Annotated in this window: 32 protein-coding genes and 2 pseudogenes; 20 read left to right on the top strand and 14 right to left on the bottom strand. The window is 58.0% G+C overall.

The genetic code is table 11. The annotated features are described in order from the left end of the window. Window positions 1-575: 575 nt before the first annotated feature. From MUN79_RS29320 to MUN79_RS29300, 6 genes are all read left to right on the top strand, one after another. Window positions 576-1,343: a ParA family protein gene (locus tag MUN79_RS29320; protein ID WP_244678623.1), complete on the top strand. Its 768-nt coding sequence runs from the start codon at window positions 576-578 to the stop codon at window positions 1,341-1,343. A 339-nt stretch (window positions 1,344-1,682) separates the two neighbouring features. Continuing rightward, complete coding sequence (locus MUN79_RS29315; RefSeq protein ID WP_244678622.1) at window positions 1,683-1,826, top strand: hypothetical protein; 144 nt, start codon at window positions 1,683-1,685, stop codon at window positions 1,824-1,826. A gap of 908 nt (window positions 1,827-2,734) precedes the next feature. After that, window positions 2,735-3,400: a replication initiation protein gene (locus MUN79_RS29310; protein ID WP_262923104.1), complete on the top strand. Its 666-nt coding sequence runs from the start codon at window positions 2,735-2,737 to the stop codon at window positions 3,398-3,400. Then, on the top strand, window positions 3,349-3,684 hold the full coding sequence (locus MUN79_RS30520) for a hypothetical protein (RefSeq protein WP_262923103.1): 336 nt from the start codon (window positions 3,349-3,351) through the stop codon (window positions 3,682-3,684). The genes MUN79_RS29310 and MUN79_RS30520 overlap by 52 nt, the downstream gene beginning before the upstream one ends. A gap of 179 nt (window positions 3,685-3,863) precedes the next feature. After that, complete coding sequence (locus MUN79_RS29305) at window positions 3,864-4,187, top strand: helix-turn-helix transcriptional regulator (RefSeq protein ID WP_244678649.1); 324 nt, start codon at window positions 3,864-3,866, stop codon at window positions 4,185-4,187. Between the two features lie 4 nt (window positions 4,188-4,191). Beyond that, on the top strand, window positions 4,192-5,652 hold the full coding sequence (locus tag MUN79_RS29300) for a type II toxin-antitoxin system HipA family toxin (protein ID WP_311136817.1): 1,461 nt from the start codon (window positions 4,192-4,194) through the stop codon (window positions 5,650-5,652). A 22-nt stretch (window positions 5,653-5,674) separates the two neighbouring features. Here MUN79_RS29300 and MUN79_RS29295 read toward each other — a convergent pair whose 3' ends face one another. The 8 genes from MUN79_RS29295 to MUN79_RS29265 form a co-directional block, all read right to left on the bottom strand. Then, complete coding sequence (locus tag MUN79_RS29295) at window positions 5,675-6,151, bottom strand: DNA/RNA non-specific endonuclease (RefSeq protein WP_262923102.1); 477 nt, start codon at window positions 6,149-6,151, stop codon at window positions 5,675-5,677. After that, window positions 6,037-6,402, bottom strand: coding sequence for a DNA/RNA non-specific endonuclease (locus MUN79_RS32205; protein ID WP_375378290.1), 366 nt, complete (start codon window positions 6,400-6,402; stop codon window positions 6,037-6,039). The genes MUN79_RS29295 and MUN79_RS32205 overlap by 115 nt, the downstream gene beginning before the upstream one ends. A gap of 870 nt (window positions 6,403-7,272) precedes the next feature. After that, window positions 7,273-7,893 (bottom strand): hypothetical protein, encoded by a 621-nt coding sequence (locus MUN79_RS29290; RefSeq protein ID WP_244678621.1) that lies wholly within the window; start codon window positions 7,891-7,893, stop codon window positions 7,273-7,275. A 66-nt stretch (window positions 7,894-7,959) separates the two neighbouring features. After that, window positions 7,960-8,412, bottom strand: coding sequence for a hypothetical protein (locus MUN79_RS29285; protein WP_244678620.1), 453 nt, complete (start codon window positions 8,410-8,412; stop codon window positions 7,960-7,962). A 910-nt stretch (window positions 8,413-9,322) separates the two neighbouring features. Beyond that, entirely contained in the window at window positions 9,323-9,658 is a 336-nt protein-coding gene (locus tag MUN79_RS29280) for a hypothetical protein (protein ID WP_244678619.1), read from the bottom strand. Between the two features lie 654 nt (window positions 9,659-10,312). Next, window positions 10,313-10,975 carry an ATP-binding protein gene (locus tag MUN79_RS29275; protein ID WP_244678618.1) on the bottom strand — a complete coding sequence of 221 codons (663 nt, stop codon included), beginning with the start codon at window positions 10,973-10,975 and terminating at the stop codon, window positions 10,313-10,315. 38 nt (window positions 10,976-11,013) lie between these two features. Continuing rightward, window positions 11,014-11,250: a hypothetical protein gene (locus MUN79_RS29270; protein WP_244678617.1), complete on the bottom strand. Its 237-nt coding sequence runs from the start codon at window positions 11,248-11,250 to the stop codon at window positions 11,014-11,016. Window positions 11,251-11,274: 24 nt separating this feature from the next. Beyond that, entirely contained in the window at window positions 11,275-11,898 is a 624-nt protein-coding gene (locus MUN79_RS29265) for a hypothetical protein (protein ID WP_244678616.1), read from the bottom strand. A gap of 1,997 nt (window positions 11,899-13,895) precedes the next feature. Here MUN79_RS29265 and MUN79_RS29260 point away from each other — a divergent pair. The 8 genes and pseudogenes from MUN79_RS29260 (at window position 13,896) to MUN79_RS29225 (ending at window position 17,331) form a co-directional block, all read left to right on the top strand. Beyond that, window positions 13,896-14,758, top strand: a pseudogene (locus MUN79_RS29260) (pyruvate formate lyase family protein). After that, the gene (locus MUN79_RS29255) at window positions 14,758-14,973 is read left to right on the top strand and encodes a hypothetical protein (protein WP_244678614.1); all 216 of its coding nucleotides are present in this window, start codon (window positions 14,758-14,760) and stop codon (window positions 14,971-14,973) included. Before MUN79_RS29260 ends, MUN79_RS29255 begins: the two are co-directional and overlap by 1 nt. Window positions 14,974-15,021: 48 nt before the next feature. After that, window positions 15,022-15,366 carry a pyruvate formate lyase family protein gene (locus MUN79_RS29250; protein ID WP_262923105.1) on the top strand — a complete coding sequence of 115 codons (345 nt, stop codon included), beginning with the start codon at window positions 15,022-15,024 and terminating at the stop codon, window positions 15,364-15,366. Between the two features lie 3 nt (window positions 15,367-15,369). Next, window positions 15,370-15,564, top strand: coding sequence for a pyruvate formate lyase family protein (locus tag MUN79_RS29245; RefSeq protein WP_244678612.1), 195 nt, complete (start codon window positions 15,370-15,372; stop codon window positions 15,562-15,564). Then, window positions 15,564-15,824, top strand: coding sequence for a pyruvate formate lyase family protein (locus tag MUN79_RS29240; RefSeq protein ID WP_244678611.1), 261 nt, complete (start codon window positions 15,564-15,566; stop codon window positions 15,822-15,824). Before MUN79_RS29245 ends, MUN79_RS29240 begins: the two co-directional genes overlap by 1 nt. 267 nt (window positions 15,825-16,091) lie before the next feature. Next, the gene (locus tag MUN79_RS29235) at window positions 16,092-16,427 is read left to right on the top strand and encodes a hypothetical protein (protein ID WP_244678610.1); all 336 of its coding nucleotides are present in this window, start codon (window positions 16,092-16,094) and stop codon (window positions 16,425-16,427) included. 206 nt (window positions 16,428-16,633) lie between these two features. Further along, window positions 16,634-16,822 (top strand): hypothetical protein, encoded by a 189-nt coding sequence (locus MUN79_RS29230; RefSeq protein ID WP_244678609.1) that lies wholly within the window; start codon window positions 16,634-16,636, stop codon window positions 16,820-16,822. A 137-nt stretch (window positions 16,823-16,959) separates the two neighbouring features. Then, entirely contained in the window at window positions 16,960-17,331 is a 372-nt protein-coding gene (locus MUN79_RS29225) for a hypothetical protein (RefSeq protein ID WP_244678608.1), read from the top strand. Window positions 17,332-18,221: 890 nt separating this feature from the next. On the opposite strand, the gene MUN79_RS29220 is transcribed toward MUN79_RS29225, so the two are convergent. Next, window positions 18,222-18,377, bottom strand: coding sequence for a hypothetical protein (locus MUN79_RS29220; RefSeq protein WP_244678607.1), 156 nt, complete (start codon window positions 18,375-18,377; stop codon window positions 18,222-18,224). A 280-nt stretch (window positions 18,378-18,657) separates the two neighbouring features. On the opposite strand from MUN79_RS29220, the gene MUN79_RS29215 reads away from it, so the two are divergent. The 6 genes and pseudogenes from MUN79_RS29215 to MUN79_RS32195 all read left to right on the top strand — a co-directional run bounded on the left by MUN79_RS29215 (window position 18,658) and on the right by MUN79_RS32195 (window position 22,043). Next, window positions 18,658-19,149: a hypothetical protein gene (locus MUN79_RS29215; RefSeq protein ID WP_244678606.1), complete on the top strand. Its 492-nt coding sequence runs from the start codon at window positions 18,658-18,660 to the stop codon at window positions 19,147-19,149. Between the two features lie 751 nt (window positions 19,150-19,900). Beyond that, the gene (locus MUN79_RS30515) at window positions 19,901-20,032 is read left to right on the top strand and encodes a hypothetical protein (protein WP_262923101.1); all 132 of its coding nucleotides are present in this window, start codon (window positions 19,901-19,903) and stop codon (window positions 20,030-20,032) included. Then, complete coding sequence (locus MUN79_RS29210) at window positions 20,029-20,487, top strand: hypothetical protein (protein WP_244678605.1); 459 nt, start codon at window positions 20,029-20,031, stop codon at window positions 20,485-20,487. The genes MUN79_RS30515 and MUN79_RS29210 overlap by 4 nt, the downstream gene beginning before the upstream one ends. 747 nt (window positions 20,488-21,234) lie before the next feature. After that, window positions 21,235-21,345: pseudogene (locus MUN79_RS32200) on the top strand (hypothetical protein); the annotation flags it as partial. 6 nt (window positions 21,346-21,351) lie between these two features. Then, entirely contained in the window at window positions 21,352-21,621 is a 270-nt protein-coding gene (locus MUN79_RS29205) for a DUF4113 domain-containing protein (protein WP_244678604.1), read from the top strand. A gap of 269 nt (window positions 21,622-21,890) precedes the next feature. Further along, entirely contained in the window at window positions 21,891-22,043 is a 153-nt protein-coding gene (locus MUN79_RS32195) for a hypothetical protein (RefSeq protein ID WP_375378289.1), read from the top strand. A 1,070-nt stretch (window positions 22,044-23,113) separates the two neighbouring features. Here MUN79_RS32195 and MUN79_RS29200 read toward each other — a convergent pair. The 5 genes from MUN79_RS29200 to MUN79_RS29180 are packed head-to-tail and all read right to left on the bottom strand — an operon-like array spanning window position 23,114 to window position 25,396. Further along, complete coding sequence (locus MUN79_RS29200; protein ID WP_244678603.1) at window positions 23,114-23,356, bottom strand: hypothetical protein; 243 nt, start codon at window positions 23,354-23,356, stop codon at window positions 23,114-23,116. A 10-nt stretch (window positions 23,357-23,366) separates the two neighbouring features. Continuing rightward, complete coding sequence (locus MUN79_RS29195) at window positions 23,367-23,543, bottom strand: hypothetical protein (RefSeq protein WP_244678602.1); 177 nt, start codon at window positions 23,541-23,543, stop codon at window positions 23,367-23,369. Further along, complete coding sequence (locus MUN79_RS29190) at window positions 23,525-24,097, bottom strand: hypothetical protein (protein WP_244678601.1); 573 nt, start codon at window positions 24,095-24,097, stop codon at window positions 23,525-23,527. Before MUN79_RS29190 ends, MUN79_RS29195 begins: the two co-directional genes overlap by 19 nt. Then, on the bottom strand, window positions 24,060-24,383 hold the full coding sequence (locus MUN79_RS29185; protein ID WP_244678600.1) for a toprim domain-containing protein: 324 nt from the start codon (window positions 24,381-24,383) through the stop codon (window positions 24,060-24,062). Before MUN79_RS29185 ends, MUN79_RS29190 begins: the two co-directional genes overlap by 38 nt. Further along, entirely contained in the window at window positions 24,380-25,396 is a 1,017-nt protein-coding gene (locus MUN79_RS29180; RefSeq protein ID WP_244678599.1) for a DUF3991 domain-containing protein, read from the bottom strand. Before MUN79_RS29180 ends, MUN79_RS29185 begins: the two co-directional genes overlap by 4 nt. Window positions 25,397-25,425: the final 29 nt, after the last annotated feature.

Here is a 25,425-nt window from a genome sequence, read left to right as displayed (position 1 = left end):
ACCTGGTGTCTGCCTGTGCGCTTTTATCCGATAAACACTTCCTGGAAACTGGCAGCGCGGGCTTCATTCTATTGTCATTCCGGCTACAGTTCTGCAATTCTGCATTTCTGTTATCAATGTGATACCACCAAAGTTCAAGGCCGGCTAACTCCGGAGTTGTCGTTCTGCTTTTCTGTTGTTCTACATTTCTGCAGTCTAAGCACTCTCCTGCAATCACGTAGCAACTGTGCGCTTAGTCTGTTGTTGTGCAATTCTGTTGTTTTGTATTTCTGTTGCTTACACAAGAAATCGTCCCTTTCCTGACTACTGAAATGTGGTTCTGCAATTTCTCATTTCTGCAGAATCACACTTTGGCAGAAGTGCTTTTAGACGGATCGGTATTTCTATTTTTCTGTTGTTTTTCAATTCAGTTTAAAACCATAAGTACAAAACAGTTTTTCTGCAGAATAACACTTATGTTTTTCCGCAAAAGTGCTGGTCTGCGCTTCTGCCTTTCTGCTTTTCTATTACTTTTGGCTTACTATTGCGCTGGCCTCTGCGCCACCGTCCCTCCACGACTTTACCCCGCACCTACTATGTCCAAGGTTATCAGCTTTGCCACCCAGAAAGGGGGCTCCGGTAAATCCACGCTGGCCCTCGTGCTCGCCGCTCCGCTGGCAACCGAGTACGGGCTGCGCATCGCCGTCCTGGACTGCGACTACCAGCAGAGCATCGTCAAGACCCGCGAGCAGGTCGACGCAGCCAACTTCGCCAAGCTGCGTGAAACCAACCCCGATGCCCAGTATCCCTACGACGTGTACCCCTGGCAGTTGAGCCGGATATTCGACTTCATCGACAACCCGGAGCACAACTACGACCTGATCATCATCGACGTGCCCGGCCGCGCCGACGGCGACGACGTATTCAACGCCCTGACGGCCTGCGACGCGGTGATTGTGCCCCTGGTATCAGATTACCTGGACCGGGCCTCCACGGCCGAGTTTATGACCATTCTGGAGGCCATCAAGAAAGCGGCCGACGACGCCCAGATTGACTTTCAGTACTACGGCCTGCCCACCAAGCGCGTGGCGGGGCAGCGGGAGGAGAAGGAGATGGACGACTACATCGACGGGCTGGGCCTCTCGCGCTTCAACTCGTACCTGGGCCACCGCAAGGCTTACACCCGGGCCTCGACGCTTTACAGCCTGCTCAACCCGGCCTGGTCGCGCTACGCCGGCGGCTCCAAGGACACGAGCGAGGAAATCCGCCGCGTGTGCGAGGAGCTCATCGAGCGCCTGGGGCTGCCCGACCGCCGCGCCGCCGCAGCTGCTACCGTATCCACCGCTTCAACCTCCGCGAAATAATGGGCTTCGAGAAACCACAAATCACGCCGCGCCGCCGCATTGAAGTACCTGAAGAGGCTCGCCAGCAGGCCCGGGCCGGGATGGGAGGGGAGGCGACCCGCACGGCCACCACGCCGCCGACGCCGGTGGAGCCCGTTGCGCCCCCACACCGGCAACTGCTCCGCCAGTTGCGGCTCCTGCGCCCGAACCCGTAGCTGCGGCGCCGCTGCCCGCAGCCCCGGCCCCGGTCGCACCGGCTGCCGCTCCTGTACGTGCCACGCGGGCCGTAAGCCTGCTGCGGCCGCGGCGCCTGCCCCGGAGGCTGAAGTACCGCTACACACGGTCCAAATCGCCAAATCCGTGGTGCAGGAGATTAAGATGAGCCTGCTGCTGGCCACGCCCGGTCCGGACACGCCCACCACCATCAAGAATTACCTGGAGGCTGCCCACCGGCACTACGATGCACACCTGCGCAAAACCGGCAAGCTGCCGCCGGTCAAGTAGGGGAGGGGTAGCAGACAGTTGCCTTGGGAAAGCCGGTTCCTTCGGGGCTGGCCTTCTTTTTTGGGCAGTGGGGGAGGGGTAGGGTGTAGCCATGGTGGAGTAAGTGCCGGGCAGGCGCTGTATCTCTCACATTTTATAAGCTTTGTTCTCACCGCTTCCCACTGGGGCAGGTATGGCGGTAGGGAGTCATTACGGGGCAGAAAGTCCAATTATGCCCGATTTCAAAGCCAAAACGGCGTTTTAGCCAGGCAAAAGCGTGAGTGTACTGTTGTTGTCAAGGCTGGGTTTCGCTTATAAAACGTGCTAGTTCGGGCAGTAGGGGAGGAAAGACACTTATAAAACGTGGTAATTCGTTATTAGTCATAAGTTAGTTTAAAGTTAGTAAATTTGTTCTTCTGCCGAAAAAAAGTGGTGGTGACTTATAAAAAGTGGTGGAAGGGGGTGGGTAGCCCAAGATTCAGCAGTTCCTGCAGCTGCTTATAAAAAGTGGTTTTAAGTGGCTAATGTTATGGGTTTGCTTAGAAAAGTGCAATCCCTGTGGTCGTCAGGGTCCTCTTCTTTTTTTGTTGTTTTTTTGTTTGTTTGGTCTGGGTTTTGAACCACCACCCTAAAAAGCTATTCGGATTCGGCATCAACAACCTTTGTGAGTTTATTTGTTAGTCCTTGTCTATTTGTAGTACTCATAAGTGTCTGATATTCAATAGTATATAATGGTATAAAACCACTTTTTATAAGCGAAAAACCACTTTTTATACCTTTTAGTACCACCTTTTATAAGCGAACTCTCACGTTTTATAAGTCTACCCACCACTTTTTATAAGCGAAAAACCACGCTCAACTACCACTGTGGTTTTTTATCTGCCGAACGCTTACATTTGCCTTATTCCTGCGTCCTTATGTCCTAGTTTATGAAGCCTGAAGATACCGCCGTTGTAGTTGTCGAGCCGGCTCCGGTTCCCGTCGTTCGTCAGCACAACGCCATCACCCAGGCCCGCTACGACTACACCGCCTGTCAGTTGGACATCTTCTTCTACCTGCTTTCCCGGCTGCGCCGGGATGACACGCCGGACCAGGAGTATACCATCTACGTGAAGGACGTGGAAGCCCTGACCGGGCGGCAGTGGAACTACCAGCAGCTGCGCGAGGCGACGGCCGACATGGGCTCGCGCATGTTCGAGGTGGAGAATGAGCGCACGTACCAGCAGTTGTGGATGTTTCAGCGGGTGGAGTACATCAAGGGCAAAGGGTGCCTGCAGATTCAGCTGGCGGCGCCCATCCGGCCTTTCCTGTTCAACCTCAAGGAAAACTTCACCTCCTATCAGCTGCACTCGGCGCTGAAGCTGAGCAGCAAGTATGCCAAGCGCATCTACCAGCTGGTGAGCCAATGGAAGGACAAGACGTCGACGCGGACCTACCCGCTGGACGAATTCAAGCAGATGCTGCACCTGAAAGACCCCAGGGGAAGGAGCCGGAGTTGTTTCAGAACATCAGCCAGCTCAAGGCCCGGGTACTCGACATCGCCGTGCGCCAGGTCAGCGAGCACACCGACCTCAAAATTGACTACGAGTTGGTGAAGAAGGGGCGGGCCTACGACGCCGTGCGCTTTACCATCGCCCGCCAGCAGCCCCAGCAGCTGCCCATTCCTTTTGAGCAGCCGGCGGAGGACGCCCGCGCGCACGCGGCCCGCCAGCACCTGGAGGCCCTCGGTATCAATCAGCCGCAGCTGGTGGCCACCATCCTCGGCGACCCCAAGCACTTGGACCAACTCTTCAAATTCACGTACCAGTTGAAGACCGACAAGGTAAAGGCGACCAAAAATCCGGGCGGGCTGTTTTTGAAGATTTGCGGGCTACGCTGAGCTTCTACCTGGGTCGGTACGCTGTTGCCAATTGCAGACGCCGGGGTAAGCAAGGAAAGGGCTCAGGTTTTGTACCATTATCAGCACAACTGCCCGTTAGGCCCAGAAATGTGCGCTCACCATATAATGCGCAATAAATTGAGCTAATCTCTCTACTTTTGCTCATCATATTGAGCATTATGCCCAAAGACCCAGTCATCCTTTTACCGCGTTTGCAGCAGTTGCTAACGCAAGCGGGAGAAAACATCCGCCTAGCCCGACTGCGCCGCAAGCTCAGCGCGGCCCGCGTGGCCGAGCGCGCGGCCATCAGCCGCAACACCCTGCACGCCATCGAGCAGGGCGCTTCCACGGTGAGCATGGGGGCCTACCTGCAGGTGCTGTTTGTGTTGGGCCTGGAAAAGACCCTGCTCCAGTTGGCGGCCGACGACGTGCTGGGCCGCAAGCTGCAGGATGCCGACTTGGTGGTTAGCGTACGGGCACCTAAACAGTCTTCCGGCGAGTAGTCCCATGGCCAAAACCGCTGAACGCCGCCAACTCTACGTGTACGCCGACTGGCAGGGCCTGGTCGATGGACCGCGGCTGATGGGCACGCTCTCGGCCGTGCCGGTGCGGGGTAAGGAAGTGTTTTCCTTTGCCTATGACGCGCAGTGGCTGGCCTTGCCGCAGGCCCAGGTGCTGGACCCGGCGCTGCACCTGTTTACCGGCCCGCAGTACCTGCCGGAAGACCAAGCCAACTTCGGCCTCTTTCTGGACTCCTCGCCCGACCGCTGGGGACGGCTACTCATGCGCCGGCGCGAAGCCGCCCTGGCCCGGCAGGAGGAGCGCCGCGAGCGGCCGCTGCTCGAATCGGACTACTTGCTGGGGGTGTTTGATGGCCACCGTATGGGCGGGCTGCGCTTCAAAACCGACTTGGCCGGCCCGTTCCTCAACGACAACAGGGCCATGGCCGCCCCGCCCTGGACCTCGCTGCGGGAGTTGGAGCACGCCAGCCTGCAGCTGGAGCGGGTGGACGCGCCCCAGGACCCGGATTACCTCAAGTGGCTGTTTATGCTGGTGGCACCCGGGTCTTCGCTGGGCGGCGCGCGGTCCAAGGCCAGCGTGGTGGACGAGCACGGGCAGCTCTGGATTGCTAAGTTCCCCAGCGGGCAGGACGAGCACGACGTCGGCGCCTGGGAAGCCGTGGTGAACAAACTGGCCCGCGCAGCCGGCCTGCAGGTGGCCACCGGCCGGGCCCAGCGCTTCAACAGCCGCCACCACACCTTCCTCTCTCAGCGCTTTGACCGCACGGCCGCCGGCGAGCGGCTGCACTTCGCTTCAGCCATGACCCTGTTGGGCTACCAAGACGGGGCCAGCTACCTGGAGTTGGCGGGCTTGCTCATGCAGCAGGGCGCCCAGGTGGCCGAAGACCTGACTGAGCTCTGGCGGCGCATCGTGTTCAACATCTGCGTCTCGAACACCGACGACCACCTGCGCAACCACGGCTTTCTGCTCACGCCCCAGGGCTGGCGCCTCTCACCAGCGTTCGACCTGAACCCCATCCGCTACGGGCAGGGCCTCAAGCTCAACATTTCCGTAACCGACAACGCGCTAGACCTCGACCTGGCTCGGGAGGTGGCGCCTTACTTCCGCCTGTCGGGCGCGCAGGCGGAAGCGGTGCTCGCGCAGGTCGTGGCCGCGGTGCGGCAATGGCCGGACGTGGCCAGCCGGTACCAGCTCTCGCGCACCGAGCAGGAGTTGATGGCGGGGCTTTTGAGGCGGCACAGTAGCCGGCGAAACAGCCCACAGGCCATTTACAGGCACCGGGCACTGCTTACGTTTTGTAACCGGAAAGCATCAAAAAGTGTGGGGCAGCCAGATTACTTTATGATCTATAGGCGCTCAGCCATTCCCATTCAGAGATTGACCGATAGCTGCTCACCCAACTGCCCCACACTTTTTGATGCTCTCGGAGCACCTCCTGCGTTATGAACTGAGATTTTGAAGTCTACCATCAGATTTTCACACGATCCAGGTTATTTATCAACTCTATTGTGCGCTCACCTGTCACGACTGCACGTTGTGTAAAGCCATCGTAATCCAGCAGAGCACTGAAGTTAATACCCGTCTGGTCCATAACCTCCTGAACGCTGATCTGATACGTTAAATAGCCAGCGAAAATGTATTCAAGTTCTGATAGCTCCTGCTGCTGACTGATTTTGTAGGCCGTGGCGGACGGTCTTCCATCCTCCGTCACGATTGCTACTACCTTCCAGAAGGCCAGCGGTATTTTGGCCCCTCTGTAATCTACATCAGCGTCGCTGAAAAACGGCCCCGTATATACATTTATCCTCATGCCGTCCGCTTTCGCCATTTTCAGAATGTGATTCTCAAGGCCAACCCAGGTTTTCTGATTAACGCTTGCCATTTGAGGACAGCTGTTGGTAAAGTGGAAGGTGTCGGCGTTAGCCTGCTTCGCGAAGGGGCCCACACCGGATCTTCCCGCCGGACCATGTGTCCTCGGTCAAGCGAATTCCCATGATATAATTCATCTCCCCATTGGTCGCTTTTATCTAATCGACCATCAAAATACCACGTATCAATCCGGTCCACCTGCTCCCTGTCCAAGCCCAGAAGATTCACAGCTGTCAGCATTGGTAGACGGCGGGAAGCAGACATAATCACGGAAAAGTTCTGATATTTTAACTCCACTCCGGTTCCGCCCCTGCGCAGAGGAAGCATATCGGAGGCATTTGCGCCGACCGCCAGTGGCAGCGGGATGTCCCAGCCGTGCAGAAAGCCGGATTCATACCCATTTCTGTCCTCAAACTTTACTGGCATGGTGGTAGGCTCGGAGCCCGGCCGTTCAGGTGTTTCGGTGCCCAGACACGTCATCGTGTCGAATGTCGCTTTTCGGGATAGGTTGGCCGCACTCATGCTGTACAGTGTTTAAGAAAGGTGAAAAATGGTTCAGGCAGGCAATATCTTTACTTTGAGCCAGCCTTATTTATTACCGGCCCTGTCTATTAAATGGACACCGAACTCAAGCAGGTGATCCCTGAGGGTTTTACCGGAACGCCCATCCGTCTCGGCAAGGGCCTTTCCAAGAGTATGGCCATAGTTTTCGCGTGGCTCGTCTGATCTGCCACCGTAATGCAACCCGGCCGCTGCGTTTTCACGCCCGACCACGACGATTACCGACCCAGAGTTACCCCCAGGGTGGTTGCGTCGTGGGCATGAGTCCACGCAGGGCTGCTAGGTGCCCCGCCAGCACCATTCCGGGCGCTAGCCGTTTGCACCCGTACGTGGATTGAAAGATCTGCTCAAACAACGAGGGAGGGAAGGGCGTATTCAAAAGATTAGGAGCACCTGGGTAACCGATGGTATAGACCGCTGTATCCGGCATTGCCCAGTCGGGAGCCTGGTCAAGGGAAAGATACATGCGGGGTCCTGCTGACTGACTGCTTGGTGCCAGTTCAATGAGCGCCAAGTCCAGCCTGGAGTGGTCAAGCTTTGATGCTCCCAGATCTATGGGTCGCTTCCCGCTGAAAACCACCCGGGCTAGATCCCTGGGGTTAACAGAATCCACCCCACGAAACTCATGACCGAAATCTATCCGTACACCTGCCTGCAGTTTCCACGTTCCGTCGGGCTTTTCCAAAGCAATCCCTGCAGAACGTGGCGATTAGTCACAATCAGGTTTTCCGCAATCAGAAAGCCCGTGCCCGCAAAGCCCTGAACCGTAAAGGGCACGTCTATACGTCCGACACAGGCACCTGCATTAAACAACAGGTCGGCGCTCGCCACAATACTATTTTTCCAGCCGCCCACCGGGCTGCTACTGATGTTTACCGAGCCGTTCTGAATCATAAAGGAAGGTCTGGAGCCATCAGTGCGCACAATCGTTTCCAGGGCCGACAGCAGCCGGGTATGCTGCCGCAGGCCGGCCTCGTCCTGATCACGAATCATACGCAGGGCTGTGTCCCCATCCTTAAAAATCCGGTCAGCCAGTGAATGAAGGTCAGCTTTCCCACCCAGTTGCTCCTTTATTATACGATCCAACTCCGCCCTGACCGTACTAAGCCTTTCCCGAATACCTCCGTTTGACAGATCAGGGTCGTTATTTTCGAGGTGCTCGAGCAGTTGCCCTCCAGCCTTCATCATTTTCCTGTAATGTGCGGAAAGGCTCAGATCGGATGCGCTGGAAGAGGGATAGCTTACGTTGGGATGCATTTTTCGAAAGATTTACCGTGCGGCGGTGCCTGAATATCACTTTTATTCGATGCGGGCGTGACACGGTCATGAACCAAGTCTAATAAGATCATGAAAGCGCTGCAATACCGATGTTCGAATGGCTTCGTCCCAACGTGTATAGGCCGCGTGTACCTGAGCCAGCTTTGGACTTAGGTCCGCACATTCATTTCGGGCTTTATTCAGCAGTTCTCCCAGCGACCAGTTGCGGTCGATCAGTTCTATGTAGGATTCAAGGCCGCGCTCAGGATCTGCGGCGATGATGTCAGCGAATACACTCGGCTCTAGATCATCCAGTTCATAGGGGATAAGTGACGCGATAATTTTGGCCAAACGGGGAAAAGCTGAAGGGCCGGGATATGCTTCAAGGAGCGCAAAGCGGATGGGATCACGAAATTCAGGATCAGGCCCTCTGACAATAGCAAGAACTGATTCCGCGGTTCTTGCTTTTCCGGCCACGAAGAGCTTGACAGCGCGCCAGTTATTTTCTTTTTTATGCAAGGCGTCAACCGCGCCGAGCAGCCCTTTGCCGTCCAGGATTTCGAGCCGGCTTTTCTGACCAGATTCTGAGCAACTTTCCCGATAAGCCCGTGCAGTTCGGCGTCGAGTCTCACCAAATCCTGCTCAAGAATTAACTGATTGAGAGCGGCAGGAGTCAGTCTCAATGTGGAGGGGATAGGTTCAGACTATAATCCGGCCAGTCAGGATGAGCAATAAGATTCAGGAACAGTAATTTTCTTTTAAAATTTGAGGTCAATGGAAAGTAATCCTGTGTAACAACAGACTTTAACAAGTCCGCAGCGTAAACAAAGTCGAATGAACCAGCGTTTTTCTCCCGTGAGAGCATAATAAAACAGGCGCACAATCTGGTCATGCTCACCTGAAAATCAGGACCTATAGTTTTTGAACGCTTGTCAACATGTATAGTCTTGAGGGATAAAACAAGCTGCGTACCGTATTTCTCGCTCCTGTACTATCTAATAATAAGCGGGAGGGGGCAATAATTAAATTGAAATAAACAGAACTGACCGAAGAGCGCCCGGAATGCATATCGCTGCGTTTCCGGTCCACCCCACTGATCCGCCCCGCAGTTCGCCCCACCGGGCGGTAACGAAAAGAGTCTCCCACTCCCATTGAAGGGAAAACGCAGAGCCTTTCCCGGCTGAGAAAGCTATTTTGGTATCAATTCCCCTCTGTAGCAGGTCCAGAGCCCTGCCGAACTCGCGGTCATTAAGAAGTCGTAGACCTGTATTGTTGTAGGCCTTAGGCAGATACCTATCCGGTAGCAGTCTTACATCTTCATCAGGAACATGACTATCAATGACAAACCGAACCAAAGTGGCTGCCGCCTTCGGCAGATCACTTAAAGCGGCGGATATATATGGTAGCGACTCTTTTACATCTGCCAGCTCTATTGCCCCGCCATCATGGGAGTACGGCACAACATCAGCTGATGATACATGCCTTCAGACCACTCCTCTCTAGAGCGTCTGCTATTGAAAAAGTCCATGGCCCGCATGTGAACGGCATCAGCTTTTTCCTGCTCCTGTCCGGAAATTGCCTTAAGCATGGTGTTTCTTAGGTCCTTCTGATGCCACACTCTTCCCCTTTCATCTCTGCTCACCAGCCAAGTGTAAGAGCAGAGTGTGGTCAGGGCTTGTTCAATCGCTTCCGTTGAATCAAGTGAGCTAAGCACCTGAAGCATTCTGACATCATGGAGGGAAAAACTCTGCAGCGTTGGAATCACGACGTCCCGAATCAAATCCGCCGTTACGTAGCGGAGTATAAGCCCAGGATACGCAAGGGCCCGAGCCCTTTCATCACTGATTCGCAGTAGCACGCGCCTGTAGACAATACCTGCAAAAAGGTCCTTGGCTGCTTTCCCGCCCGCAGAACCTCTTTTTCGAGATCAAAAACCGTGTCGTCCTCCGAATTTGATGCAATTGAAGCCAGCAGTTTAAGTTCCAGCGGTCTGCGGGGGAAATGCTTTGACTCAACAATCCGTTTCGCCAACATGGGCGAAACGTTGTGCTTACGCAGCACTTTTTCTGCTACCCTGGTTCCAGTTCATCAACAAAAATGACATCTCCCTGATGTTGATGATACCTTTTAATAAACGATTCCGGCAGTCGCCCTGAAAAAATCACCTTCAGGACAACCGGATGGAGTACCCGGGTGAGTTGTGCCAGCCAGGAATATATAGGGTCTACCCCAACGCTGTGTACCACCTCCTCAAACGTATCAAGCACCAGCAGCAACGGACGGTCTCCCGCCGATGAGCTTTTTAGCAGTTCGCTGATCTCATAGGACAGTACACTCTCATAGGAAGTAAAGAACTGCCTTACAGCCCCATCAGTATTGCGTTCACGGGCATCCTGGATAATCTGATCTGTTCGGGCGCTTAAGCCAGGAGCCTGTTCCCGATCTGTCTAACAATTTCCTTCTCAAGCCAGTATAAATCTCGGTAATCTACTCCCGGTCTGTCAAAATCGAGGACAACTATGGTAGCTTTCCGGTCCGTCAGAACCTGAAGCGCAAACTTTGCCAGAAGAGTGGATTTGCCTGCTCCTCCGATCCCGGTCAGCACCAGGCTTCGCGGTGGGATAATGCTTCGACCATTCCGTTCAGAGGACAGGAAGGCTCGTAACCGTTTAAGCTCCGGTGCTCTTCCATAAAAGCCATTTTTCAGCAGGACCCGGTATTCGGCCAGGAACTTATTATTTCGGCGTAAATGATTTATGCCTGTAACATCCGGCTGGGATATCCCAATGGATGCCGTGGCCTCCATTGCGGAGGCAAGAGCAAGCATGTCCTCCCTGGAGTTCTTTTCAAGATTAAGATTAGCTCCGTGTTGCAACAGGCGGCGCAGCATTTTTCCGAACCTGTCTGTCCGAGGATGTCGTTGCCTGAGCTTACTCGGCAGTAAGTCATGCCTTACAAATTCTGCAAGGATTTTCTTACGCTGGTTGTGTTTTAACAGCCATTTAACTTTATCACCCTGAATCTCTGTCAGGCAGAATGTCGCAAGTCTGTTTAATACAGCCTGCTTTGTACTGCTCTGCACGGAAGCTGAAAACAGTGAATCAGGGTCGAACCAGCCAATTAGCGCAGCTGTCTCCGGGATTTGAAAAGCAGCTTATCCGTTATGTCAGAAATGACATTACCATCGGGATCACTATATGTATCATCTGATCCGGATGTTATAATTTCCGCCAATGACGCCTTTAATTGCTCAGGATCCACCTCTCTGTCCGAAGCCCCTTTTCCACTTTGCAGGGCGTTCAGCCGTTTTTCAATGCTGCTTGCCAATGAAAAGGCCTGTGTTAGTAACGAGTCCATAAACGGGGGCTATGCGAGCGTTTATTAATTAACGGTCTTCAATAGAACTGGGACTACAACTTTAAGCTTATGATTAAGCCTTTTTAATGCAGTCTCGGAGTCATCATTCAGAAATCCAGTGTATTCCTGATGCATCAGATTGGTGGCGAAGCCAATGGTCATGGCATCCACCGGCAGTTCTAGGTAAGCACTGAACCGCTCAAAAAACGTCTGGATGTGACTTTGGCTAGCATCTGAGGCTCGTTCACGCTCGACCAGTTGCGGAGTATGGTCACTGAGTGAGGCGGGCAGATCTCCTTTGAATCCATCCAGGACAACCCGTAGCCAGTCAACCCTTTTGAGTTGTTCATACAACAGCAAAAGCAGTTGAGAGGTCTGTTTATCCTTTATGCTGTAGTTGTTCAGGTCAGCGATTAAAATCCACACAAGCCGGCCGGTCCGTATATTCTGGAGGGAATCCATCAATTTGGGTATTACCTCATCCCTCATCCAAACGGTCGCTGTCGACTCCATCTCGGAAACCGGAGTAAGTGCTGGGGCCGAAAAACCGGCAATACCGGAGATGAGGGAAACCAGACCCGTGACGCTGATTGTTGATAATGCCTCAGAACTGAGGTTAATTTTCAGGTGCGCACCATCCGAAAGCATGGAATTAATCAGAGAGAGGCGATGGGTTTTCCTCGCCCTCTGTCCCCGCAATGATGACCAGCCTAGGGGTGCCACTCATTGCCGAGCGCCAGATTAATGTCTGGAAATCATCGCAGCCTAGGACGGGTTCGTACGCGCCTTCCTTTCCAATTGTCCAGACAGGTAACTCACTGCAATCCGGGGTGGGCAGAGGCGTTCCGCTGTCGTTTATGCAGGATAATATGTTAAGGATTGGTATTCCCGGTTGGTGACCATCTTTTTATCCCCCCATGGCCATCCCACTGCCCTGGTGAAGGCCGAACAACATAAAGTGCTTGTCAAAACAGGGGCCGCCGGATGACCCACTCATTGTGTTCGCGTGGTGAAGGAACCGGATTCGAGGAAACACTTTCGGATTAGGCGGATCCACTCCTCCAACTTTACCTTGGTCCACTTTCATAGTATGGCCTCCGGATGCTGGAAGACAATGACGCTCTCGTCAACCATCGGCACAGTGGCCCTGGCATCGAGCGGGGCCCAGCGTCTTTCCAGCCCGATTGCCTTGATAGCTTGATAATCACATAATCCCAGTGGTTGTCCAGCAGGGTCAGGTCTTCTGGCAGTGAATTATTCAGTTCGTCGTCCTGACATGCGCTATAGCTGACGCACCAGTCGTTATGAGCCTTTACCTGTGTTGAAGGCGCTGGCTGTAAAGCCTGCCCCGGTTGACAATGGATAGAAAATTGCCGAATTCCACCTGGATACGCGGTCCGGATGATTGCCTGGGCACCCACTTGTCTGCAGCGTCCTTCTCAAACAGTTCGCTCACTACGTGCCAGGCCGTCAGTACGAGGTGGGGCCCAATCAGGATGCCGGTTCCCTTTGCGATGCCATCAATGGATACCTTTCCCGTCCATTTCATCGCATTCGCTATCCCGCGATAGAGAATATCGGGCTGAGCAAATGCCTTGCGACGTTCGTAATAGCCTGTAATGCGGCATTTTGGTTATTTTTTTTGAGTTCAGCCTCAACCGTTGACTTCGCTAAGCGCCCGTTTTCAAGCCCTCATCAATGACTGCATCGAGTAAAGCATCATGCCAGCCCTCTGCCTGAGCAACACGAATAGCTGCTTTGAAATCCTCCTGATCGTTCCCACTCGTGGCAATAGCATCAAATAATATTCGCTGAGCGGGGGAATAGCCGTCTGTGCACGTAAAAAAACGTTGCCAAACGCGTCTCGTGAAGAGTTAATTGCCTCAGCTATATCCTCAATGAGTTGCATACATTCTGCAGTTTATAAAAACGCAACCGGTTCCCGGAAACGCCTTCCACGATTAATTAAAGGCTGTTTGAAGCAATATAACATGCTATAGCGGATTCGAGAACAGTTCGTCCGCCATTTCGGCGGCTGCGTAAAGTGGAAGATGAACCCGTATTCGCTTGATTTGAGCAGCCGCGTGGCGGCGGCCTGCCGGGAACCGGGCCCACAAAGCGGCCGTGGCGCAGCGCTTTGGCGTGAGCCACTCGTTTGTGAAAGACCTGGTGCGGCGCGAGGCGGCCACGGGCTCGCTGGCGCCCAAGCGGCCACGGGCGGGCGCGCCGGTACCTGGATGCGGCGGCGCAGGCTTGGCTGATGGCCTACGTGCAGCAGCACCCGGACGCGATGCTGGCGGAGCTCAACTAGGCCTGGCAGGCCAGGGCGGGCGGCCGTGGGCCAGACCTGTATCTGGCAGGTGCTGGCCGAGCAGCGGCTGCGGCGCAACGTCCACAGTTTCCCGCTGCCGCCGCCCCCCCGCCGCAGTGCCCACCAACATAACCGAGTGACCGGCGAGTATCAGCCGGCTGGAAGGCATGTCGTTTAACTACTCGATACCGACGAGCGGCAAAGAATGACTCAGTGGTAGCACTGATGCATGACAACGGCTTGTTTGTTTTCTTGCTGGCAAGTTGAGCTTTGCAATCAGGAAACTAGTCAATTCAGGATGCTAGCTGTAGACACAAACTTCTAGCTTCTCCTCATGCACCACAGCGATGTTGCTTATTGGCGTTACCTACAATCATTGGAAGCTGGGCATCCAGATTTACCGACGCCACGCGTTTGCCGCTTGTTGGAGCGCACGTTTCAGCGGTGGCAGCAAAAACCCTTGTGGCTGCGCGAGGAGCAGGTAGGACACCTGTTTCGCAACCGGCCCGATTTGGAGCCTGCCGAACAGGCCCGGCTGGCGGCTTTGCCCGTGGCGGTGCGCAAGGCGCTGGCGGTGCAGCGCATGCTGCAGCTCGTGACGGAACCCGCTATTGCTCGCTTGGCGGGCACCTGCGAAATCGACGCCGACGAATTGATTGTGGGCTCGCTCCCTCCGTTTTCGGTTGGTCAAGGCAAGGAGTTCGTGCGCTACCTGACCGAAGCCGAGGAGTACCAAGGCATGTTGGACTTTTTGAACGAGCTATCGCCCATGGGCCATATCGTGCCCGACCACGGGCGGGTAGTGAACCGCGGGCTACGGGCCATTATCGGCGAGTGCGAGCAGTTGCGCACCGAGGCTCCCGAAAAAACGGCTTTCTACGACTCCGTCATCATCTGCCTGCAAGCCGTCATTGACTATGCCCGCCGCATGGCCGACCACGTACGGACCAAATGCGAGCAGCTGGACGCAACCGACCCGCGCCGCGCACACCTCACCGCCATTGCCGAGCGCCTGCACCGCGTGCCGGCCGAACCAGCCGTTCTTTCGCCGATGCGCTCCAAGCCATTTACGTGGTGCATTGCGCCCTGCACTGGACGGTGGAGGTGGTGCCGCTGGGCCGCCTCGACCAGATACTGCAGCCGTTCTACGCGGCCGACCAGGCGCAGGGCCTCGGCCCGAGCAGGCGCAGGAGTTGATGGATTGCTTCTGGCTCAAGCTCGATGAGCGCGTGATTCTCAACTACCGCCACGCCGAAAACCGCTACACGCCCGCCGACGGCGTATTGACTGGCTTTTTTGGCTCCTCCAACTTCGACCAGGGCGGTTTGCTCAACCAATGGATGCAGCAGGTCACCATTGGCGGCGTGTTGCCCAACGACAACCCCGCCCGGACGATGCCTGCAACGAGGTGACAAGGTTTTGCCTGCACAGCGCCCGCCGGCTGCCCTGAACAGCCCACCCTGGACCTGCGGGTGCATGCCGATACCCAGAGGACATTCTTGAACTCGCCGCCCGGGCCTTGCTCAGCGGGGAGCGCATCCGTACTGCTCAACGACGACCGCATCATCACCGGCCTGATGAACGCCGGCCAGCACGTGCCGCCGCTGCGCACCGCCCGCAACTACGCCTGCGACGGCTGCTACGAAACCATGTTTGCCGGCGAAACCGAGTTCAGCTTTGGCTTTGTGCCGGCCAATGCCCCCTTGAGTTTACCCTCAACCGCGGCGCCGGCCTGGGCGCGGCCGGCCCATGAACCTGCGCGGCGACAAAAATTCCTGGCGCAGCAAGCCCGCCGCCGAGATTGAGTCGTGGAGGAATTTCTGGCCATCATGCGCGAGCACACGCTGCTGAGCTGCCACCGCTACCTGAACACCCTGCTCGCCACATATGGCGCTAAGGAAGCCATTGCCCCTCCCGCTGCTCTCGGCCTGATTGACGGCTGCATCCAGCGCGGCCAGGACCTGGTGGCCGGCGGGGCCAATTACCGCATTTTCTCCCCCTGATGACGGGCATCAGCACCGCCGCCGATTCGCTCTACGTTATCCGGCAGCTGGTTTTCGGCACGAAGGAGATTCGGCTGGACGAACTTGTGACCTGCCTGGCCACCAACTGGGCACCGAGTTGCTGCCGCGGCAAGCACGAGCAGCCGGCCTTTGGCCTGGCCGTGCCCAAAACCCGGATTGACGAGATTAAAACCATCTGTCGGGCCCAACCAAGTTTGGCTACGGCCATCAGGAGGTGGATGAGTTGGCCTGGCAACTGATTGAAACCTTCTGCCAGTGCGTGCGCGACGCTTGGGCCAGCGACTTGCACCAGGCCGCGTTCGCGCAGCTTAAGCAACGCTACGGCGCCGGGTTCGACCTGCTGCTGGCCCGGGCGTGGGCACCTTTGAGCAGTACTTGCTGGGCGGGCTCTTCGTGGGGCCACGGCCGATGGCCGCCACGCGCGCGAAGGCATTGCCTCCGACCTGTCGCCGGCCCTCTGTGGCTGGATACGGACCCATTCCGCCGACCGGCCAGCCCACGCCCGCATGGGCACCCTGGAGCAAAGCATGAAGAGCTACAAGCACGAGTGCATGAACCAGTTGGGCGATGGCGCGCCGGTGGATTACAACATTCCGGAGAATTATCCGCTGGCCAATTTGCAGCGCATCCTGCGGGACTTTGCCAACGGGGAGGGCGGCTCGATAGCCACCTTCACCGTAGCCGACCCCGCCACGATGGCCGCCGCCAGGAGCGGCCGCAGGACTACAACCTGCTGCGCGTGCGCATGGGGGCTGGACGGAGTTTTTCATCGCGCTGTTTCCGGCCATCAAGCGCAGCATCGGCGCCGGCCCTGTTTGTTCCTCATAAGCGTCCGCTCATGACCAGCCCGACTGCCTTTCGGCCGAAAAACCCAGCCCGGCTCGACGGGCCTTTTCAGCCGGGCATCACCGACCCAATGGCCATTGAGCCCCGGCCGGCGTCGACGCGGCGCGGTATGAGGTGGAGCGCGCCGGACGCATCAATCCCAGCGGTTTCTGACCGTGGTGGCGGCCGATGTGCAAGCCCCGACCGCGGCGCGCTCGAGCAGGTGCTGCGCAACCTCACCCGGTTTGCCGCTACGAAATGGCGCGCCATCCGGTCAACAACCACGTGCCGTTCTCGAATACCTGCCGCCAACTACCGCGTGACGGTGACCGTGGCCCTGGGAGCTTCGCTGTTTGCCACGGCACACGGCGACGACCGTTCCAGCTGGCGGCTTTCCGGCCGCACTGGCTGAAAACCATGCCCGCGTCACCGGCGATGCCTACGAGCCCGCGAGCACATGACCGATTTCCTGTTCGTCATTGCCAGCGACCATCCTTACGTGAACATGGCCATTGCCCGGTCCTGATTCATGGCTACGTAGACAAGCGCTTGGTTATCCGGCGCGTCGAGCAGGGGTTTTCGCGGCCCGACAAGCGCGAACTGCTGCGTTTCGACGACGGAGTGGACAACCTCTCGAACGCGCGTGAGTTGGAGCTTGACCGCCACGTCTACATTCAGGCCAGGACGAGGAGCCGCTGTGCCGGAACGGGACTTACCTGGCTTGGCGCAAAATCCGGGAGAACCTGCCGTGTGGGAAGCGTTTCGGCCGCCGACTCCGGCCAGCAGCGAACAGGCCGAGCCCGCCATGCGAGCGACCAGCCATTGAAAAGCGCCCCGCCAACCGAGCAGGAAAACATGATTGGCCGTTATAAAAAGGACAGCTTGCCCCTGTCGAAGGAAAGCACGGGCCGGGCGGGCTAACGCCGGTGTTTCAGCATCCGCCCGATGCGCGGAAACGCCTTCACGGCCCACATCCGGAAGGTGCAACCGCGTCGGCCGGGCCAGGACTTGCTTGGCACGGCGACCTGGAGCGCCGCTTCCTGCGCCGGCTTATCCTACCTCGACGGCCTGGACGAAAACAATACCTTAAACTGCGGGCTGCTGTTCATGGCTTTCTCCGCAACCTGCGCAAGCAGTTTGAATGGCCGATTCAGATGTGGCAGACCAACCCGGACTTTCCCGTGAAGGATACAGGCATTGATGCGCTGTACGGGCGCGGGTGCTGTCCAACATCACGGGAGGTACTACTTCTGCCTCCGCCCCCGGTGGCCGACGACCCGGACACGTCGGCGGCCGAGTTGCCGATTTCTTCGCTTCCGCCTTATTTTCTGCTTCCCAGCCATGAGGGCCTACGCCACCAACCACCAACTGGCCGTCCGGGCCATTGCGGGCACGTACGTCGTGCTGCTGGCCTTCGACCTGCTCACCGAAGCTGCCGCGAGACTTCCTGGGGTTCGCCATTCAGCGCGCCGACCTCACCGCCGGCACGGAAAAGTGGCTCCAGGGCTACCGCGTGTTCAAGGAAACCGTAGAAAAGCCCGAGTTAGGAAAGCTTTACAGCAGCCGCAGCACCCGGTGCAGGACTTCCTGTGGGGAATTACGCGGCCCAACACAGCCACCGTACCGCTACGCATTGTGCCGCTTTATGGCCATCCGGCAGCTATTACGGAAGGCAATGCCGTTGAAATCGAGGTGGAAACCGAAAACGTCGATACCGGCACCCACGCCATTTATTTCAATCGCGGGCCGCGGGCAGCCAGGCTACGCGGCCGGTTTAACAATAAGCCGCCCGATGCGGTGGGCCCGGCCGCCTATACCTGGCTGTCGAGGGCCTGGAGGAAGCCCTGCTGGCCTTCATTGCCCAAGCAAGGGCCCGAATACGCCTTGCGCGCCTCGGTGTACGAGTTTTCGTACGAGCCGGTGATGCAGGCCTTGAAGGCGGCCGTGGATGCCGGGCCGACGTGCAAATCATTTACGACAACCGCGCCCGCGCCACCAATGCGACGCCACGGCCCTGCGTGCGGCCGTGCGCGCGGCCGTGCAGAAATACGGCCTGGAAAACCACGTGACGCCCGGAGCACCGATGTCGGTTTTATTTCCACAATAAATTCATCGTGCTGGCCGCAAGGAGGCGCACGCGCCGGCTGACGCCGCGCCGCCGCGGCCGGCGGCCCGTGCCGGCGTATGCTTCGCTCAGGCCCGAGCAGGTCTGGACGGGCTCTACCAATTTCAGCCGGGGCGGCATTTTTGGGCATTCCAACGTGGGGCACCTCGTGCGCGACCCGCCACGGCCAAGCGTACCTGGACTATTGGCAGCGCCTGTGGAGCGACCCCAAAGCGGCGAAGCTGCGCGCGCAGAACGAGCAGGCCACCCGCTGCCGACCGAAGTGCTGGCACCGGTGTGCACGCCCTTTTCAGTCCGCGCTTCAACCGCAAGGCAAGGCCGTAGTGCCGCCCGCCGACGCCCTGGACTGGTACATCGACCGCATGGCGGCGCGCAGTCGAGTGTGTTTTCACGGCGCATTCGGCATTAACGCTCGCATTCAAGAGCAGTTGAGCGTGCCCGCCAATTTTCTGCGCTACGTGCTGCTGGAGTCGTACGGCAATAAGGAGGCCGCTCAAAAACTAAAGCTGCTGCAGCGGGATAAAACCTGCGGTTTGCCGCGGGGCCGTGCTGGACGACGACAGTGCCGTGCACAACTGGCTGATGCGGGAAGAAAAACTCACCGGCATGAATGAGCACGTCAAGTTCATTCACACCAAATATCTGCTAATTGACCGTTGGGCGCGTCGCCGCTGGTCGTCACCGGCTCCGCTAATTTCAGCGATGCCTCGGTGGGCAACAACGACGAGAACATGCTGGTGATTCACGGCGATAAGCGGGTGGCCGACATCTACCTCGGGAGTTTATGCGCTTGTTTCAGCACTACCAGTTCCGCGAGTTGGCCCGGCGGGTGCGGTCTGCCAAGCCGCAGGAGCGACAGGCGGCTTTTCTCGATGCCACGGGGCTGGCTAAAGCCTGGTTCACCTGGACACGCCAAGGACCGCCAACGCCGCCTATTTGTCTCCCACCCCACCCCTGCCTGATATGAGCCAAGTTATTGCCTCGTTTTTGATTTCGACGACACGCTCACTCCGGATTCCACACGCAGCTGTTGGTGCATCACGGCGTCGACCGGATGTTTTCTGGGCGACAAAGTCGCGAAGCGCGTGCTGAGCGGCTGGGACCCACCCTAGCCTTTCTCGAAGAAATATTTGTGCTCACGAAGAAGGGCGAACCGCTGGAAGGCCTGTCCAACGCGGCACTCTTCGAGTTTGGCAAAACCCTGACGTTCTACCCCGGCTGCCAGACATCTTCGAGGGACTGCGGCCATCACGCGGGAATACCCTCACGCTTCCCACCATCGAGGTATACGTCATCAGCGGCGGCTTCGAGCAACTGATCCGGGGCAGCGCCATCGCGCCTACCTCACGGACTGCTGGGGGTGTCGTGCGTAGAAAATCCGGTACCCACACCATTGTCCGGCCTAGCCGCATCGTCGATTTTACAGCCAAAACCCGCTTCCTGTTTGAAATCAACAAAGGCGTGGGCAAAGACGGGCGCTCGAACCCTTCCTCGTGAACGAGGCCGTTGGGCCCGAAAAACGCCGCGTGCCCTTCTCCAATATCGTGTACTGCGGCGATGGCCTGACCGACGTACCGGCGTTTTCGGTGGTGCAGGCCGCGGCGGCACCACGTTCGCCTCTTCGACCCCAGCGACTGTCGGGAGTGAAGCGCGCATGGGAAAAATTTCTGTTGCCTAAGCGGGTGTCCAACATGTGCTTTCCGCGCTACACCGCGACGACGAGTTGGGCGTGCTGCTGCGCATGGCCGTGCGCAGCATCTGCGCTCGGCTCGAAACTCGGCCAAAATCAGTTAGCTCCCACTGCTCGCTCCACTCACTCATTCGGCACCCGGACAACGGGGCCCATTCAACATGACCCATCTTCCCCAACCTACTTGTCGGGCGGCACTGCTTCCATCTACGTGTCCGACATGGACCGGGCAGTTCGCTTTTACCACGAAACCCTGGCCTGACGCTGGCTGTGCGCATTGCCAACGAATGGGCGAGCTTGATGCAGGCAACGGTTCATTGTAGGGCTGCACCAGGCCACGGCCAAGGGGTATCCCCCGGCACTGCGGGCGCTATTAATATCGAGCTACGGGTGGCCGCCCGCACACGCTGGAGGAAGCCGTGGCGGCTCTGCAAGCGCGCGGCGTACCGTTTAGCGCACCAATTGCAAGCTATGAACACGTGCGCCTGGCGTACCTGCAAGACCCGATGGCAATCAGATTATTCTGGCCCAAACCATTTAGGCAGGCTGCGCGTGGCTAGGCCGCCCACCCGCGCACCGTTGCCAACAGCCACAGCCCACCCCACGGCCGAACGGCTGCCCGCCATGACTTTTCCGGGCCCAACCACTATTCCGATACGCCGGCCATTGAGACTGCGACGCGGCTGGCATTACGACGGCCGCGTCTGGCCAGGTGCTTGGAGGCCTACGCCGCAAGCACCTGGGTGAGGTAGTGGGCGCCCGACTCATGCGCGAGTTGCAGGGCTTCCCTTGCAGGGCCTGGCGCCGAGCGAGGACGGTACCTTATCTCGCCGCACCTTGAGCGTATCGCGCACCTTCGGCCGGCCACTGACCGATTTACCCGATGTCACGGCGCCGTCAGCGCCTTTGCCTCCGGGCCGCCGAGAAGCTGCGCCGGCAGGGCGACGCGGTCCACTGATGACCGTCTTCCTGAGCAAAAGCCGCTACGGCTGGAACCGCCGCCCTATTCCTGCTCCGCCGTGCTCACGCTGCCCGTGGCCACGAACGATACATTGAACTGGTCCGCTTTGCGCGGGCGGCGCTCAAGCGCCTCTGGCAGCCGGGCAACCGCTACACCAAGGCCGGCGTGATACTCGACGGCCTGGAGCCGGAAGTACAAACGCAACTCTCGCTGTTTGAACCTGCACCGGTTTCGGAGAAGCGCGCCAAGCTGATGGCCGAGTTGGACGCCCTGAACCGCCGCTTTGGCAAAGGCACGGTGAAGCTCGCCTCACTGGTGCTGCCGCCGGGCAAGGTGCAAGCGCCCTGGGAAGGGCAGGCGCAGTGGCGTACGCCGCAGTACACGACCGGCTGGAAGATTTGCTGCTGGTGGGTTGAACAGCTGTTGAGCAACTGAATACTCAGTAGATTAGGCCACCATCCATTCTTACTAACCAGGTATGCCAGCCAGTGCACGACGATTTCAGGAATCAATAACTAGCGAATTGAATATCATTAAAGACAGAGTCCAGGACTTGATTGGCACTAGGCATTGGGCGAAGTAGGTAGGTTCAAAGAGGCTATTCTTAAGAATGTAATCAAGAGATTTCTGCCCAGTCATTTTTCCATTGGCACTGGCTTTATTGTCGATTCGGAAAACGGTGATGAGGTCAGTCGCAACTCGACATTATCATTTACGACAATACCTGTCCCGTACTTTTTTCAGAGGGTGATTTTATCATCACAACCAAGCGAAATGTTAGAGCCATTATTGAAGTCAAGTCTTGCATTCGTGTTTACGACCTAGAAGATGTGATTCACCGGTTGATGAATCGGTAGCGATGTTAAGGCCATTTGCTCTTCCCGGCCTTTCTCAGTGGCCCGAAACAGCCGGCTTGCTCAAAGCGGCATCTTCTTCGGAGTCTTTGCATTTGAATTTGATGGGGACATCCATTCCCAATAGTTGATATGGCCTTGCAGCACGGTCGGGTATTGTCAATCACATTGCGCTTGGGCCAATTTTTTATTCGAAAGTGGGACCGCAACGAAGCTCGCAATTTGAGCCTCCAGTTGATGCTAATGACCCATTTATAATCTGTATAGCATCGACAACCTCTCCTTTCTTACTTCATTCAAACATTCTAGACCGGGTGAATGGTGGGTTGAGCGACAGGCACTGGTTTGCATTCCCCATCGAGGGGACCAAGGAAATCCACGGCTCCGTACGGTTTATTTGGGCGGCTGAAGAGGCAGCCAGCCGTTCGGCTGTAGCCAAAGCGTTGCGGTATCCACCCTGCGACCTATGTTATTTGTTAGCACGAGTTGTACTTACCTCTCCATCTGGCTGTGTCCCTCAACTTGCACATTCTGTTCCCTTGTGCGAATTGACGTCTTTCTTGCCGGTCGCTGCTATGCTCATTAGCAGGCTGCCTCGCTGCTCCGCCACGGCATCAAGCGTCTGGCTAATCTGAGCTATTTTGGGCTGGTCGGTTCGATATGACACCTGCATCTCAGAATGTCGAATGCCTTGCTCGTCAGTAGCGCTCTGGACGCTCCCACCCTGGCCCACTGGCCACAACGGCAGCCTGCACGGCCTCTGCCTGGCCTCGTTCTCCCGTAGCCAGCGCTGTCTCGTCCACTCGATAATCACCTGCTTCTCGCTACCCAGTTTGTTCGGGCTGGCGGCTTCTGGTGTAACTGCACTCACCGCGACTTCCGGTTTAGCCGCCACGTCCAGACTCCGGTCGCGATTGTGGGGCTGAATGGGGGCTGCCTCGGCAGCCAGTTGCCGGGCCGCGCGGTCTTCGTCGCGCTCGGCGACGCTTACCCCAAGCGTATTGCTCCTTATTGGCTGCGGCGCGGGTATTGGTGTTGGTCACGATGGCGTGGATGATGCAATATCCGGCTGGTCATTGCGTAGTGCATGTCGAACTCGCCCGCCGGACACCTTGCTCATCTATCGTGCTGCGCACGTCACTCGTGCGCAATGGAGTAGCGGAGTTGTCCAGAATGGCTTTCCAGGCCTCCGCGCGGCCGCTGGTGTTGGGCTCCAATTCATCCACCTTCCACGTCGCCGTTTTCTGCTCGGTGGGCGCAGCAACAGGCAGCTGGCAGCCCGCGGCCGTCGCGGCAAAGCGGGCCCGGTCGCGCAACTCTTCCCGCTCAGCTTCGTCGACTTTGCGGCCGGCGGGGGGGGTTGTCGTGGATGTAATCTTTCAGCAGCACCAGCCCGGCATCTTTGGCGTGCACGAACTGCGCGGTTTGCTCAGCCGCTTCCTGCTCGCTGCGGTAGGAGCGGGCGGGCAGCTGCTCTACCTCGGCTACGGCGGCTCCAAGCACAGCCTGGTTAAAACTCTGGTCGTCCCGCTCGCGATCCTGCTGCGCGTCCGGGGTGTTCTCCCGCTCCCGTTGGGCCTGGCGCTCGAGGGACCGCTGCTCCCGCTGGCGCTGGGCTTCGGCGGGCGCTGCTGCCGCTCCGACTCACGCTGCTGCTCCTCGCGCTGAGCCGCGGCCCGGATTTGCTCGGCATTCAGGCCCTGATTGGTGTATTCCAACTCTTTGTTGAAGTCCTTGGCCAACGGGTAGTCCACACGTAGAAAACTCTCCTGCTGGCGCTCGGCTCCCGGCCGCAGCTGCTCGCGTTGCCGGTACAGCTCCTGGGCCACTACTTCCAACTGGGCTGTGTCGGCCCGAGCCACGGTCAGGCGCACGATGGTGGCTTGCTCGGTGCTGCGCTGCACTTCCACCGCGAGCGAGGGGCCGTCCTGCTGGGTCTGGTTGATGTGGTCCACCCGCTCGCGCAACTGCTGCACCTGACCGGCGCCCTGCTCAGCCGAGTCGTGGTGAAAGTCACCTTCAGGCTGGTGTGGTACTTGTCGCTGGTGGCGTGCCACTCCACCGGCCGCCCAGCCTCGCGGTAGGCTTCCTGCTCGGCCACGGCACCATCGGCCGGGCGGGCTGCAGCTCATTGAGGTAGTTGATGTTGAACTGCCGGCCGCCGGCGTCGCGGTCGTTGGCCAGCACCACCTCCCGGGGCTGCTGCTTGTCGATGACACGCTGAATCAGGGCCACCTGCGCCTCGGTAGGTGTGCCGCTGGTAGCAATGTAGAGCGTGTTCTTCGGGTCCTGCCCGTGCTTGAGCTGGAAGTGGGAAAGCGAATCAATGGCCGACTCGCTCACACCACGCGCTCCACCGGCGTGTCCTTGCCCTCGGTGGGGTGCGACACCCAGATGCCGTTTTTGGGCAGGGGCAGCAGGCTTTTGTAGTGCTCGTTCTTCTGCTCGACGCTGGCCAGCCCGTGCTCGTTGTAGAGCGGAAAGGCCGTGTTCTTGTGCTCGTTCTGCTGCGCGGTGAAGATGCGGCCCTGAAAGGCAGGGTTATCCAGCGTCGCGTCGGTAATGCCGCGCCCGTGCAGGTAGCTGCGGTCAGTGAACTCCTTCTTGACGCCCAGCACCTCGGATATCAGGCGGGTGCGGCGCTCCTCCTCGGCTTGCCGGGCCTGCTCCGGGTCGCCTACGGGCAGGCTGCTCAGGCGCGCGGCATCCGGCGGGGTGGCGTACACCCGGGCGGGAGCAGGGGCACCGTCGAGGTATTCGCGCAGCTGCTGGCGCACCTGGCCCAGGTTCAGGCCGTGGCCGTCGCCGCCCCGGGTTTTGGCAAAGTCAATGATGGAGCCCGCGTCGCGGTCGTCGCCGGTGTTCAGGTACACTTGGTGGTCGCCCTTGCGCGTGACGATGACGTGCTCGTCGTCCTTGACCAGGTGATGCCAGTCGCCGCGGCGGCTTTCCTTCTCGATGGTGTAGCCCTGGCGCTGGGCGTAGTCAACCAGGTCAATGTCGCGCTTGAAGCGGTCGAGTTCGGTAGGGTCGTTTTCCCGGGGTGCGTTCATGGGGTGGGCTGGGGGAGTGGAGCCGGACAGCTCCAACTCCCTTCCGCACCTGACCGGCCGAATGGGGAAAGCTATTCGGCGTTTAGTTGTCAGCGGCGGGCTGCCGGCCCGCTGCGCGGCCGCGTCGAAGAAGGCCAGCTGCTCGCGGAATTGTGCTAGTAGCTCGCTGCTGCCGAACACGTACTGGTTGGCACCGCTGCCGATGTCGATGCGCACGATTTCCGTGGGCACGCCCAGGGCACGCAGCACGCGCTGGACCAGCCGCGGTTCGTCGCGCTTGAGCTTGCCGTTCTTCAGGTTCACGACGTTGGTATAAGTCAGGCCATGCTGGG

Source organism: Hymenobacter cellulosilyticus, assembly GCF_022919215.1.
In the GTDB taxonomy this organism is placed as follows: domain Bacteria; phylum Bacteroidota; class Bacteroidia; order Cytophagales; family Hymenobacteraceae; genus Hymenobacter; species Hymenobacter cellulosilyticus.
The sequence above is the reverse complement of the archived record's forward strand: the minus strand, read 5'-3'. Positions and strand labels throughout refer to the sequence as shown.